Below are 17,860 nucleotides of genomic sequence, written 5' to 3'. Positions count from 1 at the left end.
GTAATTTGGGGCCAAACAACCCCCAGAGTTCTTCCGCTTTGATGACGCTGAAGTCCGGATATCCGAATTTGTGTGGCCTGGTCGCAGGCCGAACAAGAACCCACAAAAACGATAGTGGATACTGAAATTTTATGCTAAGCACGGCAGCCGTCAGCGTTGTCGACGGTTACAATCTGCAGATGCGCCGCAGACACCAAATCTCTGTACTCAACAAACGCATCCAGACTTCTGCTGCGCAGAATGACCAAGCATTTCAAGAAATCAGGCAGGGAGAGATTTCCCGACGAAATGTGCGCTACCAAGGTCTTATGCGTGAAGCCGGCACCTAGCTGTGCCAAACGACTCGCAAGCTCGTCTACACTAAATGGTGGTATTTGATTGAGTTCGCACCTGATTACCTCCTTAGCACGCGTTTCCCAAGGCTGGGCGCTTTCCATGGCAGAGCACCATATCGTCGGTAGTTCTGAGTCTACGGCTTCAAGTATCTGAAGGAATAGTTCCAGCCTCACCCGGCCGACAGCCACTCGGGCTGCTAAGCCCTTCTCATCGTCACGAATCCCGAAAGCGGCCAAACGCTTGGCGAGCTCAGCATAGCCCACATCCTTTCGCATAAGTGCGACACGAACAACGCGGGCAGCCAAGCCAACCCACGGAGCATTGTTTTCGCTCACGAATTTCCTTGATTTTTGTGAATAGACGTCTACTGTAAACCACAGTAAATACTAACAATTTAAAGGCCAATACAGACCTAGAACATCAAGAAATTTATGCTAGTCGACAATTGGCCGTGGGCTCATTGTATTGAGAAGTACGGACCCTGCCAATGCGGATGCAGCGCTGTTAGTTGAAGCATCGGCGACAAGAAGTGAACGGCTATTAGCTGAGGTGAAGGGCGCGGGCTAACTGGGCAGTATTGCCAAAAGAAAGGTCGCAAGTTACACTCCGCAACTTACGCAATAAAATTGTAGACTAAACTGTGCCCACATTGGCATGGTATAGCTGAAATCGCTCATTTGTCAAGCCCAGCGTCACACCGCTTCTCAATTGAGTACATCGGAGAATGAGAATGTAGAGCCAATGAACCTGATACCTGCAGTTTGCGGGCCCAGAAAATGAAAATGGAGAAGTCCCGCGCCAACGAGACTTCCCCATCGAATTTGTTGCACGCCATTAGAAATGGCTGTCCAAACACGTACGCGCGGATGGTCTCATGCATGGTGTGCAATGTCAACCCCTGCCCGAAAGGTTTAGGCGGGGCGAGGAATCCTAGGATTAACACCATGGAAATTACTATTTGCGCCTATAGGTGTCGTAGGGCCTATGCCTGGCCTTCCCCAAACGCCGGTTCTTTGAACACGGTGGATTTCAAATATCCTGCTTACCAATCTCCCCAGCCCACCTCACGCTGCGGCAAGGGTGCGGAGTGCCACGTCTCACCTGGCTGGGGACATGGCCATGCCTAGCGAGCTGCAAACATTAGACGCCATCGATTCTGGTGCACCGAGAGAAGCTATCGTCCCATTTGAAGATAGGGTAGCAGTTAGCGACCTAAGAAGTACTCGTATGGTCGAAGTTATGCGCGTTCCGACGATAGAAGAGCTGCGCGAAAAATTGAAAGTGATGGGCGTTCCAAACAACGCAGCGCTTCGCGACGCGAACCTAGAGACCAAAATCGATGCGCTTGCCAACTTCGGTCGAGCGTATCTGCCGACGTTCGAAGTGATTACGTTCGTCGCGACGCTGTTGGCGAAAGTCCGCGAAGTGTATTGCGCAAAGCAGTTTGGCGGAGAAGAGTTTCGCACGTACTTTCACGCAGCTGCGGGAGTCATGAGAGGCGGGAAACTACGCCCATTGCCTGCTTGCCTTTCTGCCATTTCAGCGACTGGCTTTACGCTGACCGGTCCATCGCTCATGGGTAGAACAGCGATGTTAAAGAGAGTCGTAGAGCTATTGGGTAAGCCCTTCCGGGTCGAAGGTGACCACCCTGCTCCGCGAGTGATGTGGGTGGTTCCTATTCTCTACTTGGGCTATCCAACGTGCGGTACGTTAGAAGGACTACTTCGAGACATGCGCGACCGCATATTGGCGGAGGTAGGTCGGCACGACATGAATGTCAATGCGCTGGCAGAACTGGAAGGTATCAATGGCGAGAACGTCGCGATTGCCTTATGCACGCTTATGAACGTTGGCGTGTTCGTGCTTGATGGAGGCGGCTTTTCCGACGTCAATGGTAAGACAGAACGCATATTTCGATTCTTGCTGAAGTTGCGAGAGTTTGCCGGCATCCCAGTAGTCATTTCAGGTACAAGTGCATTCATGTATTCGTCTAGCTACATGGGTAACCTGAACTCGAACCTATTCAATGGGCCGAGTCTTCAAATGAACCCGTTTAGGCCACCGTCGCCGCCACGTGACGGAGTTGAAAACTCCAAGGCTAAGAATGGGGTATGGCAGCAAATGAATGCGTGGTTGTGGCGGCAAGGCCTTCACCCCCATTCGAGTCAGATGCCTGATGAATTGCCATCATGGACCTATCAGGCCGCATATGGTCGGCCTGGATGGCTAGTCCAAGGATTCGAAGCATTACATCTTGCGCTGATTACGAAACCAGAGCTGTTGAATACGGGAGCGCTCACAGAAAAGCGAGTGCTGGCCATCTTCGATATGAAACTCCAACTGCACAATAGTGCCCGCCGAGCTGTGGCTCGAACAGTCCCGCCATCTGCGAAAGGACGAGCCTCGTTTATTAAGAATCTCGACCACCTGTCGACTCATGATTTTGACGAGCCACAAGTTCATGAGTGGCTGGACGAGGCAATGCTGCGTCGAGCATGGAACCGGTGAACAACAACCTCCTGGTGGCTCCCCAATTTCCTGATGGTGAAATTGTGAATGCATTCTTGATTCGCATGTCGAGCTATAGCGGCTCACAATCATTAGCTATGGCATGTCGCCAGCTCCTACATCGAAAACCAGGCTTGGATGGAATGCCCAGCTTCCTCGGCAGATTTCACGAAGAAGTCGGTCATGTCTATGGCGACATCGACACAATCATCGACAAGCATACCGAATACAACTTCTTCTGCTGCGGATTGCCCCGTTCGCGATTTGAAGCGCAGCGAGCACGTTTAATTCAGATGCATCGTGGGCCAGTGCGACTCGCCCGACTACCTCTGCTCTATAGCGAGAGTGAAGCGCGTTATCTCCAATGTGCAGAGTGTGCGGAACAACAGGAAAAGGAGTTCGGTTTTACCTTCATCCATAGGCGAACTGGTGCGCCGTTCGTTAACGTATGCCCGCATCACGGGCTCGAAATACAGTGCAAGAGCGGTCGCCTGCTTCTCTTCGACAGGCACTGCAAATCAACACTCTCAAACTACCAACGGATTATGACCATGGAACTCGGAAAACGCATTGAACATTGTATGGAGACGCCAGTTACTGAATCGGGATATCACAAAGACGACCTACTCTTGCTGTTGAAGGACGCGGACTGGATTGGATGCGATGAGCGATTCCACTTGAGTGAGTTCGTCGATGCGTTCACGAAGTTCTTCGATGGGGCATTTGCGGATGAGCGCCTGAGTCTGATGTGTCTGTCGAAGAAACACGTCGAGTCCGCCATACGCTCACTAACGCGCGACGACAGGGCCCTCCATCCGGAATGGTGTGTTCTGTTTCGTTGGTTTGTGGAAGTTCAGACGCGCTCCACGCCATCTTGTGGGGTCTCTGCCGCACTTGGCGCCTCGCATCCTAAGAAGCGCGCACATTCGACGACTGTGCCGTTACGTGCAGAAATCGAAGCTGCAATGGCCCGGCATCGAACTTTGCGTGCAACCGCGAAAACGATGGGGCTAAGCGTTCCGTTGCTCAGTACGTACTGCAAACGCTATGGCGTCAAGGTTAGCTGGCGCCCAAAGAAGATTACGGCACAGATTTCGTCCGAGATAGTAGATGCACTTAGGGCGGGCATGCACCCTAATGAGGCCGCAGAAGAGTTCAACATCTCACCATCTTCGGCCTATCGCCTTCTTGTGGAATCGGGTATGCCACTTCCAACTGTCGAGGCCAAAACTTTGCGCATCGAAGAAGACAAGACGAAGTGGCGGCTGTTGGTCTTAGAGCACCCCAATGCGTCCCGAAACGCATTGAGACGATTACAGCCAGACCTTTGGATGCGTTTGAACAGGAATGCTGAAGACTGGCTCGAGGAAAACCTGCCTGCCCCGCTACCTGCTGGCTCCGGCGTTAGAGCCCGTCCGTCCGTTCAGTTGAGTAGCAAGCTAAATCTGGCTTTGGCTGATGCTACGAAAGCCTGCAGCGCGGCGGACCACATTCGAATGCATATGTCTCGCTACCGCTTGCAAGACCTCACCGGTGTCTCGCTCTATGCGTTGAAACGCTGCGAGGAGACTGGAAGTGTCGAAAGGCGCGAAGAGTCTCGCGAAGCGTTTGTGGACGGGCGGCTAGCCAGGCTCACGAAGTCAATTGGCCGCCCTGTTCAAAGGTTTTCATTGATTGCAAAAGAAGCGGGCCTGCGCACTGAGACAGTTCGTAAGGCCTTGAAGAAAGAGCGGACCTGAATTTTCGATAGAGAGGAAGCCGTTGTCAGCAACACGAATGAACCAGCAGCTGTTCATCATGAACATCCTGCCCGAAGAAGACATCACCGGATTCATAGTAAGACAGTCATTTGAACGGAACCAGGTGCGAGCGCTCATGAAACCTGAAAACTTGGCGGAGTCGACAGAAAGACCTGGATGGGCATTTCCGTCCGGGCTCAGCTCTCTCACAAATGAAATCCAAATCGCGTTGCCGGATACCGATGGCGTGATATCCAAACATACCCGCTTTCCACTGTACTCGCGGTTTCTCTCCGATGAGGATGCCCAAGCGCTGCGAAAGCATTACGTGGGAACCGCCATGAAGGGCGTGGCCGCTCACGTCGGTATGTCCAGCCGTGCGTTCAGAAGCAGAATGGCAGTTTGTCCAGAATGCATACAGACCGACATCAGAGACAATGGCTATGCATTCTGGCGGCGACTTCACCTGACACCAGGTATCACTGCATGTGCGACCCACAAGCGTCCGTTGCTGACGTTCTGCGACGCATGTGAGGCAGCTCATCGGCGTAACCGAACAAACTGGCTTCCGCCTAATCGCTGCTTATGTGGCGGCAGCTTGAAGGTGATAGCGGAGTTGAAAGACAAGGAGCATGAAGCCGCCGTTGGAGTTGCAACTTTGGCTGAGCAGGTTTTGCAGGGAACTGTTTCCACCAAAGTTTCGTCCGCTACAGTCTCAGCGCTATTGGAACGGCTCTTCGCCAAGCCAAAAGCCAAGAATGGTCGGCGTCCATATGCACTTTTTGAAGAGCTTCTTCACGAGACTGTAGGCGCCAAATTCGCCACGCATGTAGGCATCGGAACAACCACTTTGAAGCGGATGGTGGGCGCGCTTAAGTCAGGAGGACTCATCCGCAATCCGATTCAATACCTGGCCGCGATTTACGCGGTTTTTGGCGACTTCGACGGTTTCGAAGCTGCCTTACAAACGAATCAGGAGACTGCCGAAACTGACGGCGTCATTGACGTTGGACTTAGGCCCAAAAAGCGACGTAAGCGCGAGCCTGCTGAATACAAGGCTTGGGTTAAAAAGCTAACGCCTACGCAGAATTCTTCGCTCAGAATGGAGTCTCGAACCTGGCTCCTCGAGCGCTTACATGAGTCGCCGGCTCTTCAACGGTCAGAACTGTATGACTTGCCTGGCAGCGATGGCCCGTTGCGCTATTTGAGACTTGCTGATAAAGCCTGGTTTGACAGCATCTTGCCGCCATTGGATGCGCGGCGGATTCGCGTTGCCCGCGAACGCCAACACGTTCAAGAAGTAGTTCGACTCAAGAATCACATATTTGAGCGCTATGAGCTCTCCATAAAGACCCAACCGATGGAACGGGTTACTAAGACCTACCTCATATCGCACGCCGGATGTGAGTCACGAGGTAACCGTGCACTTGAAAGTGAAGAAATCCAAACGATGCTCGAGATGTATTCAGAAACACCTGCTCAGCGTCGGAGGCGCGTTATGGCTATGGTCTGTCAAGAAGTGAGAACGCGGGCACCGGACCATCCGTTGGGGGCGGAATCGACCTACATTGACTTGAACGATAACTGCTTCGCTTCACGCCTTTCACGAGCAAAAAAATGGTTAGCACAAAACGCAAAATAGTCCCCTATTCCGTACCTCTTCCCTACACACCCGAAGATGCCGAGCGGATTCGGCGGACTGGCAAGTTGGAATACGTCGAGTTCGTTCCCCGGCCAGAAAACGAAACGGGGTTCTATCTGGCTGATTTATCGGGGTGCCCGATACTTTCATGGCCACCAGAGCTGCCGAAATTTGACCCCCGCGGGCATCCAGCGGCGGGTTCATTTATTCATTGGAAAAAGGCGCAGGACAGCAAGGTAGGGATACCTGGCAATTACTTCAGCTTCAAAGGAGGCGGTTTGATTCCTTGTCACTCCGCGTTGGAACACCGCCATCTAAGCCATTTTGAGATGAATCCGTTTGTCGTCGAAATTCGAACTCAATATCCAGAATGGAACAGCAGCCTTTATTGGGAATATAGGAAGATGGGCATGCGAATGCCGAAGCGAGCCCTGATGACAATCGATTTTTTGCTTACGTTGAAGATTCCGGGCCGTGCGAGTCTTCATTACCACGCAGTTTCAACGAAGCCGCACGAGTTTCTTCAAAATCCAGCAGTACAGAAGAGGCACAAACGTGAAGTCGCCTCGGTGACTCTTTGGGGCTGCACCCACGAAGTGATGACACAGCATTCGGTTACGGACATGGAAGCAATCAACAATTGCAGGTTGTTTGAGTACATGCGCGAAGTCGATGACATTGCTAGTTATCGCTCGGTGGCTATAGATATGGCGACCGCGCTGCTCAGCGACCCAACCACCGGCACTTGCGACCAGAAGATTGGACGAGCCTCTAAGCGTTTCGGCTGGACCTTGAACGAAGGTTATAGGATTTTCGCCATCGCGAACTTTCTCGGATATCTCTCTTTGAATCACGAGTTTGAACTCTTGCTGGATAAGCCGCTCATCATTGGGAAATGGATGGCGCGAGAGGTTCAGGGCGCGAAATATGAATGATTCTGAGAATACGGTAATCATCCGGTGGAGTAATCTTTCTCTAACTCATGGGCGTGGGAGAGAGCTAATTTACCGAGTGCTGGCCATCAGTGACTCTTTCATTCACGTTGTAGAGCTCGGCACTGTACGGCGCGAGAAGACCGGTGCTCTTGAAGCCAAGATTTTCACGGCCAATCCGCCGCCCAAGACAGGAAACAGAAGGTTGATGTGGCCTAGGGAGTTCGTGAATGCATCGTTTAACGAAGGGCGGATGAGGCACGTCGCCGAGCACGGAATACCGGCGCAAATGGCCGACACCAGTAGCACCGCCGCGGAGTCTCCAAGGCTGACCATTCGAAAACAAGTTGTTACGCACATTGAGACGCATGGGGGTGACGCGGTTTTCGAAGACCGGAAAATTTATGCCCGTTCAATCCAAAATGCGGCAGCCTTCTACAACGTCTGCGAGAAAGCAGCCAGGAAATGGTTTGAGATGTTTGTGTTTTACGGTCGGCATGAGAACGCGCTGATTGACCAAGACTGGAGAAAGGGCGCGCCCGGGGTAGGCCGAAGAAATCTGCGAGACAAAAATGGAAAGCCTGCGACGCTGGGGAGACGCACCGACAGTGAGAAGCTATTCGGAAAGGAAGGGCATCCACGGAGGAGATTGACTAAACAGCTTCTTGCGGAGTACTCGAACTTTATCAGGAAAGAGGCCTACGATAACAATGTCGCGTTTCCCGAAGTCTTTAGTCGCTGGCAAGAGAGTCGATTCGCGTTTAATCGGGATAAGGATGGGAATATCGCAGTCTATAAACTCGACCGTAAGAACTACCCCACCGATGACCATATGAAGAGAGTTGGTCGTGTTCTGCTCAAAAAGTATCGTGAGTTACGAGACAGGGACGAGAGGCTTCGGCCAGGCAGTAAGGGGGGCAGTGCCCAAGACATCGTGCACGACCAGTTGCCCGTCATGGATATGGATGGCACGCCGGCAGACAACTATGTTCTGTATGGAAAGGATGTTAAAGGGAGAAAGCCGACGGTGGTACTGGCGGTTGATAGAGCCAGTTGCGCTATTGTTGGATGGGATGTGAGCTTCGTTCCAGAAAATGGCGATGCATATCTCAATTGCTACTTCTCGGCGTGTACAGATAAAACTCGCGAGCTCCACCGCTGGGGGGTGCCACATCTGCGTGGCATGGTCTTCGGCTGTGCGAGCAGAATATTTATCGACCGCGGTCCCGGTATCGGGAAAAAGGCGCAAAGCGCGATTGTAGAGCGCTGTCGTAACGCCACGATGATTGCTGAACCAGGTTCTGGCCAAGCCAAAGGCCATGGAGAAGGCGTAATGGGCTCGATTCAAAAGGCATTAGCCTACCTTCCTGGGTCTACGTTTCCCACTGGAGATATAGAAGAGGACAGAAAAAGACGACAGCTTGCAAAAACGGGCGCGGTAACCCACAAAAGGTTTATGCAGGAGCTTCTCATAGCGATAAGTACACGAAACGAAACACTCGACGTTAAGCACCTCTTAACACAAGACATGTTGAAGCAGAAAATTCCTGCCTGCCCAGCGGAGATTTATCGCTACTACAAGAGCAGACGGCGCGGTGATGCCGCATGGGATTGGCCGCCCGAGGACACCATAAGGAAGCTATGCGTTAAACGTACAAAGAAAGCACCAGAAGGTATCGTGACGATAGACCAACGTGAATATACTTCTTCAGAACTGCAACGACTCGCGCGTCAACACGCAAAAATGAACAATGGTGCTTCGGTCGAAATTACGACGTACGGTGTCCCGCGTGCAAAAAATGTTCTGTTCTGGGAGCTTCCCGGTAATGAACTAGGAGTGCTGCGTCAGACAGAGTTCACACAGAAGTACTATGACGATATCAATGATTCGTCTGAGGATGATAATAAAATTCGTAATCATCTATTGGCGCGCGCGAAAAGTAATTCACGCAAACCCATTCGACTAACCGACGGCTCTTCTGGCGGTGCCTCAACTACATTGGTATCAAAGGCGAAACAAGCGAAGATTAATGATGTTGAGCGTAACGCAGCACCAACGTCGCCCCGGACGACTTCAGAGGAATTCTCGGGAATAGGTAGGCGTCAGTTTGTCGATGACATCGAAGCGGCTCCGATGCTTTCCGAGATTGTTAAAGCTCAAGAAGAGCCTGTTGAACCTCTCCAACACGACGACGTCGGCATCGATAACGGGCTAAGTTGGATTGACGATGACCAGGATTTACTCATCGATTAAGAAGAAGCGCAAGAAGTGCCTATTTCATAACGAGGTTCAAGGCGTAGAGGCAGAGGTTGAGCGCCGAGGGTATCGTCGAATCCTTCTGGGGCGTGAAGGCGGACCATCAACTCTAACCCATTTGCCACTAAAGTGAGGACAAATCAGAATTTCTATTCGTTAGTGGGGAGAGTCGGGTTCTCCACTTTCTTCCGTGGCTTACTTGCCCTTTGCCGAGGCTGCGCTTGTCGCGTCAGCATCAATGGGTCGACAGTCGCCAGGGGCGCAATTGTGTCAAACCAGGACTGCCTTCCTAGCGCTTTGACTATAAGCACCAAGGTGCGCAACGATGAGCCATTTCCCAGTTCGAGATTTCGCACCGAGCGCAGGCTAACGCCGGCCTGGGCGGCCAGCGCCTTTTGCTCGAGGTTCTTACGAATTCGGAGCCGCTTCAGGTGATTGCCCAAGTCGACTTCAATTTCTTCTGGAGTTCTGAACTGTGTCATTCGGATTATTTGTAAAAAAATTGCGCCAGCAGTAAAGGGTTGATTTTTGCCTATTATGACCGGAAACTGCTTGTAAAGGGCAAAATCTAACCGCTTAAATGGAGCTTACATTGCTCCAACTCTGTGAATAACCAGGTCCTGAAAATTAGCATTTTGGTTAGATGTATTATTTCTGGTCAATTGATATCCTTGCATGTATGCGGTATTGTGGGCTACGGATAACAATCTATTGGCCCTGACATCGTCGTTCCGTCACGTAGCAATTGAAAAAAGATAGGAGAATGAAAAGTAATATGGACGAACGAGTGACTCGAGTGAAGACATCGCAGGAGGCTCGCCAACTAGCTAAGAATGCGCACGTTGTTGGAAGATTGGATATAGAAGCTCAAGCCTTGGAATATGCAAAGAAGTTGCAAGCCCAAGAAGAGGGGTATACGACGCCAGCGGAGTTAGCGATTGCCGATGTTCTTTACACCTACGAGGAAGTGCAGAGCCGCTTGAAGGATGGAACTAACTATAGAGCCAAGCGCCTTCGCGGGATGCTGAAGAAGTATGGTCCTCTTCAAACTGCCGAACAGTTGGCGTTAAACCCCATACGTTCAGCGGGCTTCGATATGCTTGAAGGAGAAGGCCAGCAGGACATGACCATCGAAGCAATCATCGTTAAATATCCCGATGAATTTTCGGAAGACGCCCTACACGCTGCTCGTGCGAGGCTAAATGGTGAAGTGCATCCCCGCTCCCGAAATAGACAGTCGACGCGAGTGTCGATTCCCACAGGTCCTGGCGATGCCGCTCTTACCCCACCTAAGTTCGATGGAGAAGCCAAGATGTTTTGGCGCGGGTTCAAAGCGTCAAATAAGTTTATGGAGGGCTGGTTACCCAGATATCGAGAGTCTGCTGAACTTATCAAACAGGCGCTGTTAGCTGGGGACTCGGACGAGCTATTCAAAACGTTCTGGAGAACTCGAGATAACGCAATTGCCGATGCGGGGTCAGGCCAGCTCAAGTTCGAAATCGCTGACGAGATGCGCGGAGACTTGGTACAGGTTATCAGAGACGTTTACGAAGATGGCAGTGCGGAAAATTTCCAGCGCATCGTGGACCGTTTTGAATCTTTGCGAAATGGAGGTCACATCTCGGCTATCCCTCGCCTGCTTATTGCAAGAGTTTTTGCTGGGCTACATCCCAATCTCTATCATACGACGGTGGACGTGCCCAGCCAAAACAAGGTCATTCAATGGTTTGCTGAACACACTGGATTTGTGCCCCCTCATAAGTCAGCTAACTGGGCGGAACGAGCGCAAGCGTTGGTAGCTCACATGACTCGAATTGAGGAAATTGACAGCGATATACATATTCGCAACATGTTTCCCTGGTTTGTTGCAGAGCAAGTCGACGCGCAGATTCCGTCCGGGGCCTTTCAACCAGGCCATAGGACGCGTCCCCCAACTGCAGCAGCTGAAGTCTCCGCGACTCGACGAGAGATGGACCTTAGACATAATCGCTTACAGGACATCTTATATAGTCGGTTGGTACAAGAGCATGGCAAAGATAATGTAGGAACTGAGTGTGCGACTGGAACGGGAGGCTATGCAGATGCCGTCGTCAAGCTTTCTGAGGGTGAATTTCACTTGTACGAAATCAAGGTGGGTGGTACGGCTGCAGAGATAGTGCGTCAAGCCATGGGGCAGCTACTCGAGTATGGCTATCGAAAAGGTGGCTTAAATCCTGTCAAGCTCATTGCGGTAGGTGAGCCAGAATTGGACGAAGTGACCGATGAATTTATCAAGAGGCTGCACCGTGAGTTCAACCTAAACATAGCCTACTTGCGAATCGAGTTGAACGAATGAACATCTTGATAGTAAATGAGTGACTAAGCAGTAGTGACTCAAATTTGACCAGCAAAATCCTAATGGAAAGCCCCGCTGCAAGGCGTGAATCATGGAAGGTGATGCGTGGGCCGCATTGCTACTGCTTTTAAGTCACCAACTACCAGTTACACTAGGAATGCTTTCTAATATTTTCCCATTACGAGGGCAAGTCTGATTTTGGAGGTGCGCGGTGGAGGTAGTTCCAGTTGAAGAAAGGCTACGCAAAGCGGGGTTGTGTCACCCTGCTCTAAATGCCCTGCAAGCTGACGATACGCTTTACAGGGTATTCGCGTTGCAACCTGAGGGGAAAATACGCGTCACCGACAGCTTTATTGGCAATTCAAATGCCGATGAAGCAAAGCAGCGGATTTCATTGCTCCTGCAACGAGTCCTCGAAATGCAACCTGACCTCGTTGTTTGTCCTGAGTACAGTGTCCCTTGGGACGCGTTGGTTGAGTCAATTGAGGCGGGTGTTGTTCCCGAGACCGGAAAGCTTTGGGTTCTGGGTTGTGAAAGTCTGTCGCTTACGAAACTACAAGAATATCGTGAGCGATTATCCCCTGTTGCAAGCGTCCTAGACGATGACGTCTCAACCAGAGAACGTACAACCCAGCAATACCGGAACCCATTGACTTATGTTTTCAAGACGCAGTTAGAGGACGGAACGGGCGAGCGTCTAGTACTCTTGGTTCAGTATAAGACTGCCCCGTCTGGGGACCCGGCGAATACGGAAGCGACAGGAATGCTTCCCGGTAGATATGTATATCTATTCGGGAGGTCGCCGCATGAGGTACGTCTAATGACGTTGATTTGCTCGGACGTCTTTTCGTTTAGCCGCGAATTGATTACACAATACTATCAAGGGCTTTTACTTCTTCACATTCAGTTAAACAATAGCCCACGACACATTACTTACAAGCGGTACAGGCAGGAGTTATTTGAGTTTGCCGGCGACACAGAAGTGTTATGTCTTAACTGGGCAGACAACATAATCTCATTTCAAGGTGATGAAACTGAGGGGATGAACTGGAAGAATATCGGTGGCTCCGCATGGTACTTGCGCCCGCCAGAAATGGACGTGTCCGATGAAGGTATCAAGGAAAATCATCGTCATGGCGTGTACTACACAAACCATTATCCGATTCGGGCACATGCTTTGCAGTTCCATTACCGCCCGCGCGCCTTCCTTCTTCAGTCCACAAAAGTCATACATCACGGGATTCCGAAGCCACGGTCAACGCGCACCGGACCAAGGGCACTTAAGACTTTTGTTTGGACGGCCGCAACCTCCAACTGGCTTGAGGCCGCAAAGCCGGAGGACTTCCCAGACGATGGCTTTGAAAAACTGTTAGGTGACTCGGTTGCGGCGCCAACGGACCTGAGGGATGTTCTCTCCTTGTACGCAAATGGGCCGGCGACGGCTGAGAGAGCAATGGCAGTGTCGGCAGGAGAGTTTGGGCCGGAACCGAAGTGGCATCGCCCATCGAACATTGACTCGATGAGGCTTTGCGAACAGGAGATTGTGAGGCGAATCACAATCACCCAAGACACGGCACAAGAGGCCGTGACCTTCAGGTCTACCAGGCTCGGCGCCGTAAAATTTATCGCGGAGTTGCGCGCATCGGGGTATCAGTGGCCAGCACCAGTTGAGTTTCTTCGGCAGGGGTTCAGCTTTCATTGGTCGGGCAACATACCGAACAGGAATGTCGTAGCTGCAGACGGGACTTACGCTACGGTTATTCATGCAGGCATGCCGGGAGACCTAAGGGTCCTTGATGTAATTGACCAACGAGCACGAAAGACGCTCGCAGGACCGCCTCCCGAGCCAGACAAAGCCTTGTCGGAAAATGATGAGAAAGACCGACTGAAGCAGCATTTGGCATCGAAGGCCCAACGCCTTTGTATCATTTACAGCACCGCCAATGGGCCAAAGAATTTTGGAAGTGAACGGGCGCTATCTATTACAGCTCCTGCAGTCCAGTCAGCAGTTGACTTCACGGTCCCGTCGTTTCACCACAAAAACCAGGACGACTAAAAGGAAAGCGTAACTATGCAGGCCGTGCGTGAAAAAATCACTAATAAGCTTTCAGATGTCTCGGAAATCGCCGCCGGTATTTACCGCGGAGTCCGGAGGCAAGACGGAAAGGATTTCGCGGCGTACGTCTTTGACTTAAATAGTAGATTGCCGCGGACAGTAGGTCATTTGAGCAGCTACCTCGATGACGTACTTGGGCAGTCGTATTTTTCTGAGACTGCTGCTGCTGACCTCCGTTGGAACAACTATCTCTATTTCGTCGTCAACGATGACGAAGCACGCACCCCTGGTTTTAACGCAATCAAGAAGGCACTCGAGGCTGATAGAAGTTACGCGCGAAAGTACGTGATACTTAAAGATGACCTCGAGCAGGTATTGGATGAACTCGACGCAGTTGCAGTAGTGAACGAAGAGGTTCAGACAACAGATGTCCTTCAGGTCTGGAGTGAAAAACTCAGCCCCAATGGCCTGGACGATGTCTTGGATGAGAATCGAGCGGTAAGCGATATTGTGCGCGAAGTTTCGACCGGCTCCGCAAGGAACACTGTACGGACAAGAAGAGCCTCCGGGATACAGGAGAGCAATCAATTAGTTTCGAGCAGACTTGAAAGCGTTAATTTGGGAAAATTTCGACCCTATCCTAAGCAAGGTGAGGTTACAAAACTAGGGAAGGCCAACTTAATTTTCGGACCGAATGGAGCCGGAAAGACGTCGTTCATGGAAGGGCTCGAATTCTTGTATTGCGGTGCAAATCGTCGCTCAAGCGCATCGGCCATCGCTAGCGTAACCGGGCGCCTTCAGTCGGGTGAAGTTGTTACGACTTCTCAAGCTCAACTCCTTTCTGATTTCAAGACGCGCCAAAGGATGTGGTATGGGAGCGATGACCTGAGTCGCAACAATAATTTGCCAAATCAATTCTCTAGGTTCAATTTCTTGAACACAGACGCGGCAGCGGAGCTCTCTCTCATAAAGGGTGATTCGAAACCAGGTCAGAAGAATAACTCAGAGACGCTGGCCGACTTACTCAGCGGTCATGAGGCAACGGAAGTGTGGAAACGAATTCAGTCACTGCAGAAGGCAATTGCAGGGGAAGAGCGTGACAGGCGTTCCGACAGGGATAAGGCAAAAATTGAGAAGGAAGCAAATGCGGAAATCTTGAGAAGGCTTGAGAGTTCGCCTGGGGAGGCGGCAGCCTCATTCTCGATATTCGTGAAGAATCTTGAGGGAATTGCTTGGTATGAAATTCCAAAGGAAGCGCAGATGTTGGCTGGCGGCCTGGCAGATAGGCTCGCGGAACTCGCTTCCTACCTGACCGTTGTGCGTCAGATGGGGTGGCTGGGGAACGATATTCATGAGAAGCTAATTGGCGAAATGATGGCTGACTTTGCCATGGTAATGCCAGCGCTTAAAGAAGAGATTTCCCAGATTCAAATGAGTGAAATAGCTGCGAAATCTTTAGCACATAAACATCGCACTGCAACTGCGAGAAAAGAAGCACTTTCAAAAATTCAGCCCGATGCTGTGGAGGACCTTGTCAAGCTGACAAAAAGCTTGCAAGAAGCGAAGGATGAGCTTTCGTTGAACGCGAAGACATTCACTGCCGTGTTTGTCGATGTGCCACCAGAAGGCTGGAAAAATAGATATGGACAACAATCAGTCAACGACGCATACAGGCAATGCTTAGCCCTCGAGGCAAAGATTAACGAAGAGTTATCGAACAAAAAGAAGGGGTATGCAGACCTAACATCAATGCAAACGAAGTTGCAAAATGCGATTACTCAAGTCCACGACTGGGCCCGGGCAGTGGTAGAGCATCGTCATTCTGATGAAAGCTGCCCAGTCTGCAATACTGAGTTTGCGCCTGGCGAGTTACTTCGCCGAATGAGCGAGCATGTAAGCATTCCGACCGAGCTGGCATCGACGGACCTTAAACACGAAATTGACAGATTGACTCGCGAATCATTAGATATCATCAGCGTAAGAAAATGGTTAAGCTCGCTGTTCAAGTTTGCAGAGACCGTCCCAGGGGGGACATCGCTAGTTGTTCTGGAGGCCCAATCGCAAGCTGTAAGCGCATACGTTCGCTCTTACGACCTGTTTGCTCTCACAAAACAAAATCAGACTCGACTGAACGAATATGCCCTGGCAGGACTGACGCTCCAGGAGGTCGAGAAACTATTCTTGCCACTGGATGGCGTTCAACTAAACGACTCAAGCTTTCTAGATATTGAAGCGGCTAAGCGAAGTGTCGACACTTACTTGCAGGAGTTGAAGAATAGGAAATCTGAAACTGAGAACAAATTATCTCTTCATAACGCAGAGGTAATTCGACTGCTTGCAATCTTGTCGCTGAATGAGCAGCCGTCGCATTCTGTCGCAGTAGAAATGGTTGAAACTCGGTATGAACAACTAAAACGTGCAGCTGCAATGTGTAATGAACTGCGTTTTCATCTCGCGCTTGATTCTACAACAAGCTTGACTGGGCTTTGTGGCCTAATCGAAGCCTCGGTTCTAAGCGCGAAGAACGTAATCTCATTGATGGAACAAGAGGCTAAGGCAGACACGGAAAAGAATGCCATTAGCAAGAAGATGGCTCACCTCGATAGCCGAATTAAAGAATGCGATGAATCTATCCGTCGTCTTGAGAATGCCGCTGCGGCGCTCAAAGACATCGCTGATAACCATTCTTTAGATTCAGCGACAGAGGCTGTGGTGGAGGCAGCTCACACTGTGGCCGACAGTATTTTCAACCGCATTCACACGCCCGCTGAATACCGTGTAAATGCCACGCCTGACATTCCATTGACTCGCCGCGATTCCGGTGCGGCTGTTCAACTGAATGAAGTAAGTACCGGTCAGCGCGCAGCCTACGCATTGTCGATGTTTTTGGCAATGAACGCTCAGGTGAAGGATGGGCCCAAGGTGATGCTCCTTGACGACCCAATTTCACACGTAGACGACCTCAATGCTTTGTCCTTTCTTGATTACCTCCGAAACGTTGTATTGAAGTCCGACCGACAGCTCTTCTTTGCCACGGCAGATGAGAAAATAGCAGGATTGTTCGCCCATAAGTTTTCATTTTTGGGAGACGACTTCCAAATTATCGAACTGAGCCGTGGCTAAGAACTTCTGATGCGTTTGCAATACTCCATAATCGAGGGGTTTTGGTGGCAGCCTGGCGCCCGCCAAGCGCCTTTATCTGAATTTCAGCTATTTCGGGGTTATCCACGCCTATCCTGATTACCGCTCCACAGCTTGGCCAACTGCTCATATCGACTCGTAAAGGGCTCAAGCTAACTCAAACTGCAGTAGGGATTCGCGTCGGGCTGAGCCAAAATCGCATCTCACACCTGGAGAATCACCCCGAAGAAATCAGCTTCAAGCAGCTGCTCAGTTGGTGCTCGATACTTCAGCTGGAGTTACAAATGGCCGTAAGAGACAGTTCTGCGGCAAACAGCTCGGCGGAGTGGTAAGCATTGGTTGGTATCGCATGGCGGGCGGCAGACAATCCTGGCTCCCCGGCCTGCCAGTTTGACGCTTAACAATTCATGACTGTATCGGCCGGCGCACGACTGAAAAACGGCCGATTGTCGGCCGTAACGCGGGCACGATGTCTGAAAATTGTGTGATTCGTGGCTGAGATGTCTGAAAACCTGCAAATTCAACGCGACATCTGATGCTTTCGCTTCCGGAACATTTGGCTTCGTGAAAGCAATGTTGAGAAGGACGGGCTTGAACGTCGCCATTGTCGCCATTCCGCCTCTCGACCAGATGGGGCCGCACGAACGAACTGGGCCTCCGCCTCTCTTATCCGCATTTCCGCAGCACGCATTTCGTCCGAAACACATTGCTTACGTGCCAACTTATGTTCCCGTGCCTTTTCGATTGCATTGAACATTAGAAACTTCGTCAAAGGTGGTGAAGGTGAGCTTGTAGGTACCTAGTCCAAGGGGCAGCGAACTGCCAAGATTATTCGATGGCACGACTGTTTCGGGCGTTACTGGCCGACCTGAGGACACTTCTTCACGTGCCGCAGTCTCTATAGTGCTGTCGGC

The 17,860-nt window shown here is 51.1% G+C and carries 10 protein-coding genes; 8 read left to right on the top strand and 2 right to left on the bottom strand.

The features are described 5' to 3' along the window. Positions 1-134 precede the first annotated feature (134 nt). Positions 135-671, bottom strand: a complete 537-nt coding sequence (locus ACN9MY_RS01855) for a DUF6471 domain-containing protein (RefSeq protein ID WP_426336780.1) — start codon at positions 669-671, stop codon at positions 135-137. A gap of 892 nt (positions 672-1,563) precedes the next feature. Here ACN9MY_RS01855 and ACN9MY_RS01850 point away from each other — a divergent pair. From ACN9MY_RS01850 to ACN9MY_RS01830, 5 genes are all read left to right on the top strand, one after another. Further along, on the top strand, positions 1,564-2,844 hold the full coding sequence (locus tag ACN9MY_RS01850) for a hypothetical protein (protein ID WP_426336779.1): 1,281 nt from the start codon (positions 1,564-1,566) through the stop codon (positions 2,842-2,844). Continuing rightward, the gene (locus ACN9MY_RS01845) at positions 2,841-4,583 is read left to right on the top strand and encodes a TnsD family Tn7-like transposition protein (RefSeq protein WP_426336778.1); all 1,743 of its coding nucleotides are present in this window, start codon (positions 2,841-2,843) and stop codon (positions 4,581-4,583) included. Before ACN9MY_RS01850 ends, ACN9MY_RS01845 begins: the two co-directional genes overlap by 4 nt. A 37-nt stretch (positions 4,584-4,620) precedes the next feature. Beyond that, positions 4,621-6,225 carry a TniQ family protein gene (locus tag ACN9MY_RS01840; protein WP_426336777.1) on the top strand — a complete coding sequence of 535 codons (1,605 nt, stop codon included), beginning with the start codon at positions 4,621-4,623 and terminating at the stop codon, positions 6,223-6,225. Between the two features lie 65 nt (positions 6,226-6,290). Beyond that, positions 6,291-7,160, top strand: a complete 870-nt coding sequence (locus ACN9MY_RS01835) for a hypothetical protein (protein ID WP_426336776.1) — start codon at positions 6,291-6,293, stop codon at positions 7,158-7,160. After that, the gene (locus tag ACN9MY_RS01830) at positions 7,153-9,411 is read left to right on the top strand and encodes a hypothetical protein (protein ID WP_426336775.1); all 2,259 of its coding nucleotides are present in this window, start codon (positions 7,153-7,155) and stop codon (positions 9,409-9,411) included. The genes ACN9MY_RS01835 and ACN9MY_RS01830 overlap by 8 nt, the downstream gene beginning before the upstream one ends. Before the next feature lie 152 nt (positions 9,412-9,563). Here ACN9MY_RS01830 and ACN9MY_RS01825 read toward each other — a convergent pair whose 3' ends face one another. Then, entirely contained in the window at positions 9,564-9,896 is a 333-nt protein-coding gene (locus ACN9MY_RS01825) for a helix-turn-helix transcriptional regulator (protein ID WP_426336774.1), read from the bottom strand. Positions 9,897-10,177: 281 nt separating this feature from the next. Between ACN9MY_RS01825 and ACN9MY_RS01820 the strand changes: the two genes are divergently transcribed. The 3 genes from ACN9MY_RS01820 (at position 10,178) to ACN9MY_RS01810 (ending at position 16,928) form a co-directional block, all read left to right on the top strand. Continuing rightward, positions 10,178-11,749: a hypothetical protein gene (locus tag ACN9MY_RS01820; protein ID WP_426336773.1), complete on the top strand. Its 1,572-nt coding sequence runs from the start codon at positions 10,178-10,180 to the stop codon at positions 11,747-11,749. Positions 11,750-11,960: 211 nt separating this feature from the next. Beyond that, a complete protein-coding gene (locus ACN9MY_RS01815; RefSeq protein ID WP_426336772.1) occupies positions 11,961-13,805 on the top strand; it encodes a hypothetical protein in 1,845 nt (614 codons plus the stop codon). Positions 13,806-13,820: 15 nt separating this feature from the next. Beyond that, positions 13,821-16,928: a hypothetical protein gene (locus ACN9MY_RS01810; RefSeq protein ID WP_426336771.1), complete on the top strand. Its 3,108-nt coding sequence runs from the start codon at positions 13,821-13,823 to the stop codon at positions 16,926-16,928. Positions 16,929-17,860: the final 932 nt, after the last annotated feature.

Origin of the sequence: Pseudoduganella sp. R-31 (assembly GCF_049913235.1) — a bacterium.
In the GTDB taxonomy this organism is placed as follows: domain Bacteria; phylum Pseudomonadota; class Gammaproteobacteria; order Burkholderiales; family Burkholderiaceae_D; genus Rugamonas.
The sequence above is the reverse complement of the archived record's forward strand: the minus strand, read 5'-3'. Positions and strand labels throughout refer to the sequence as shown.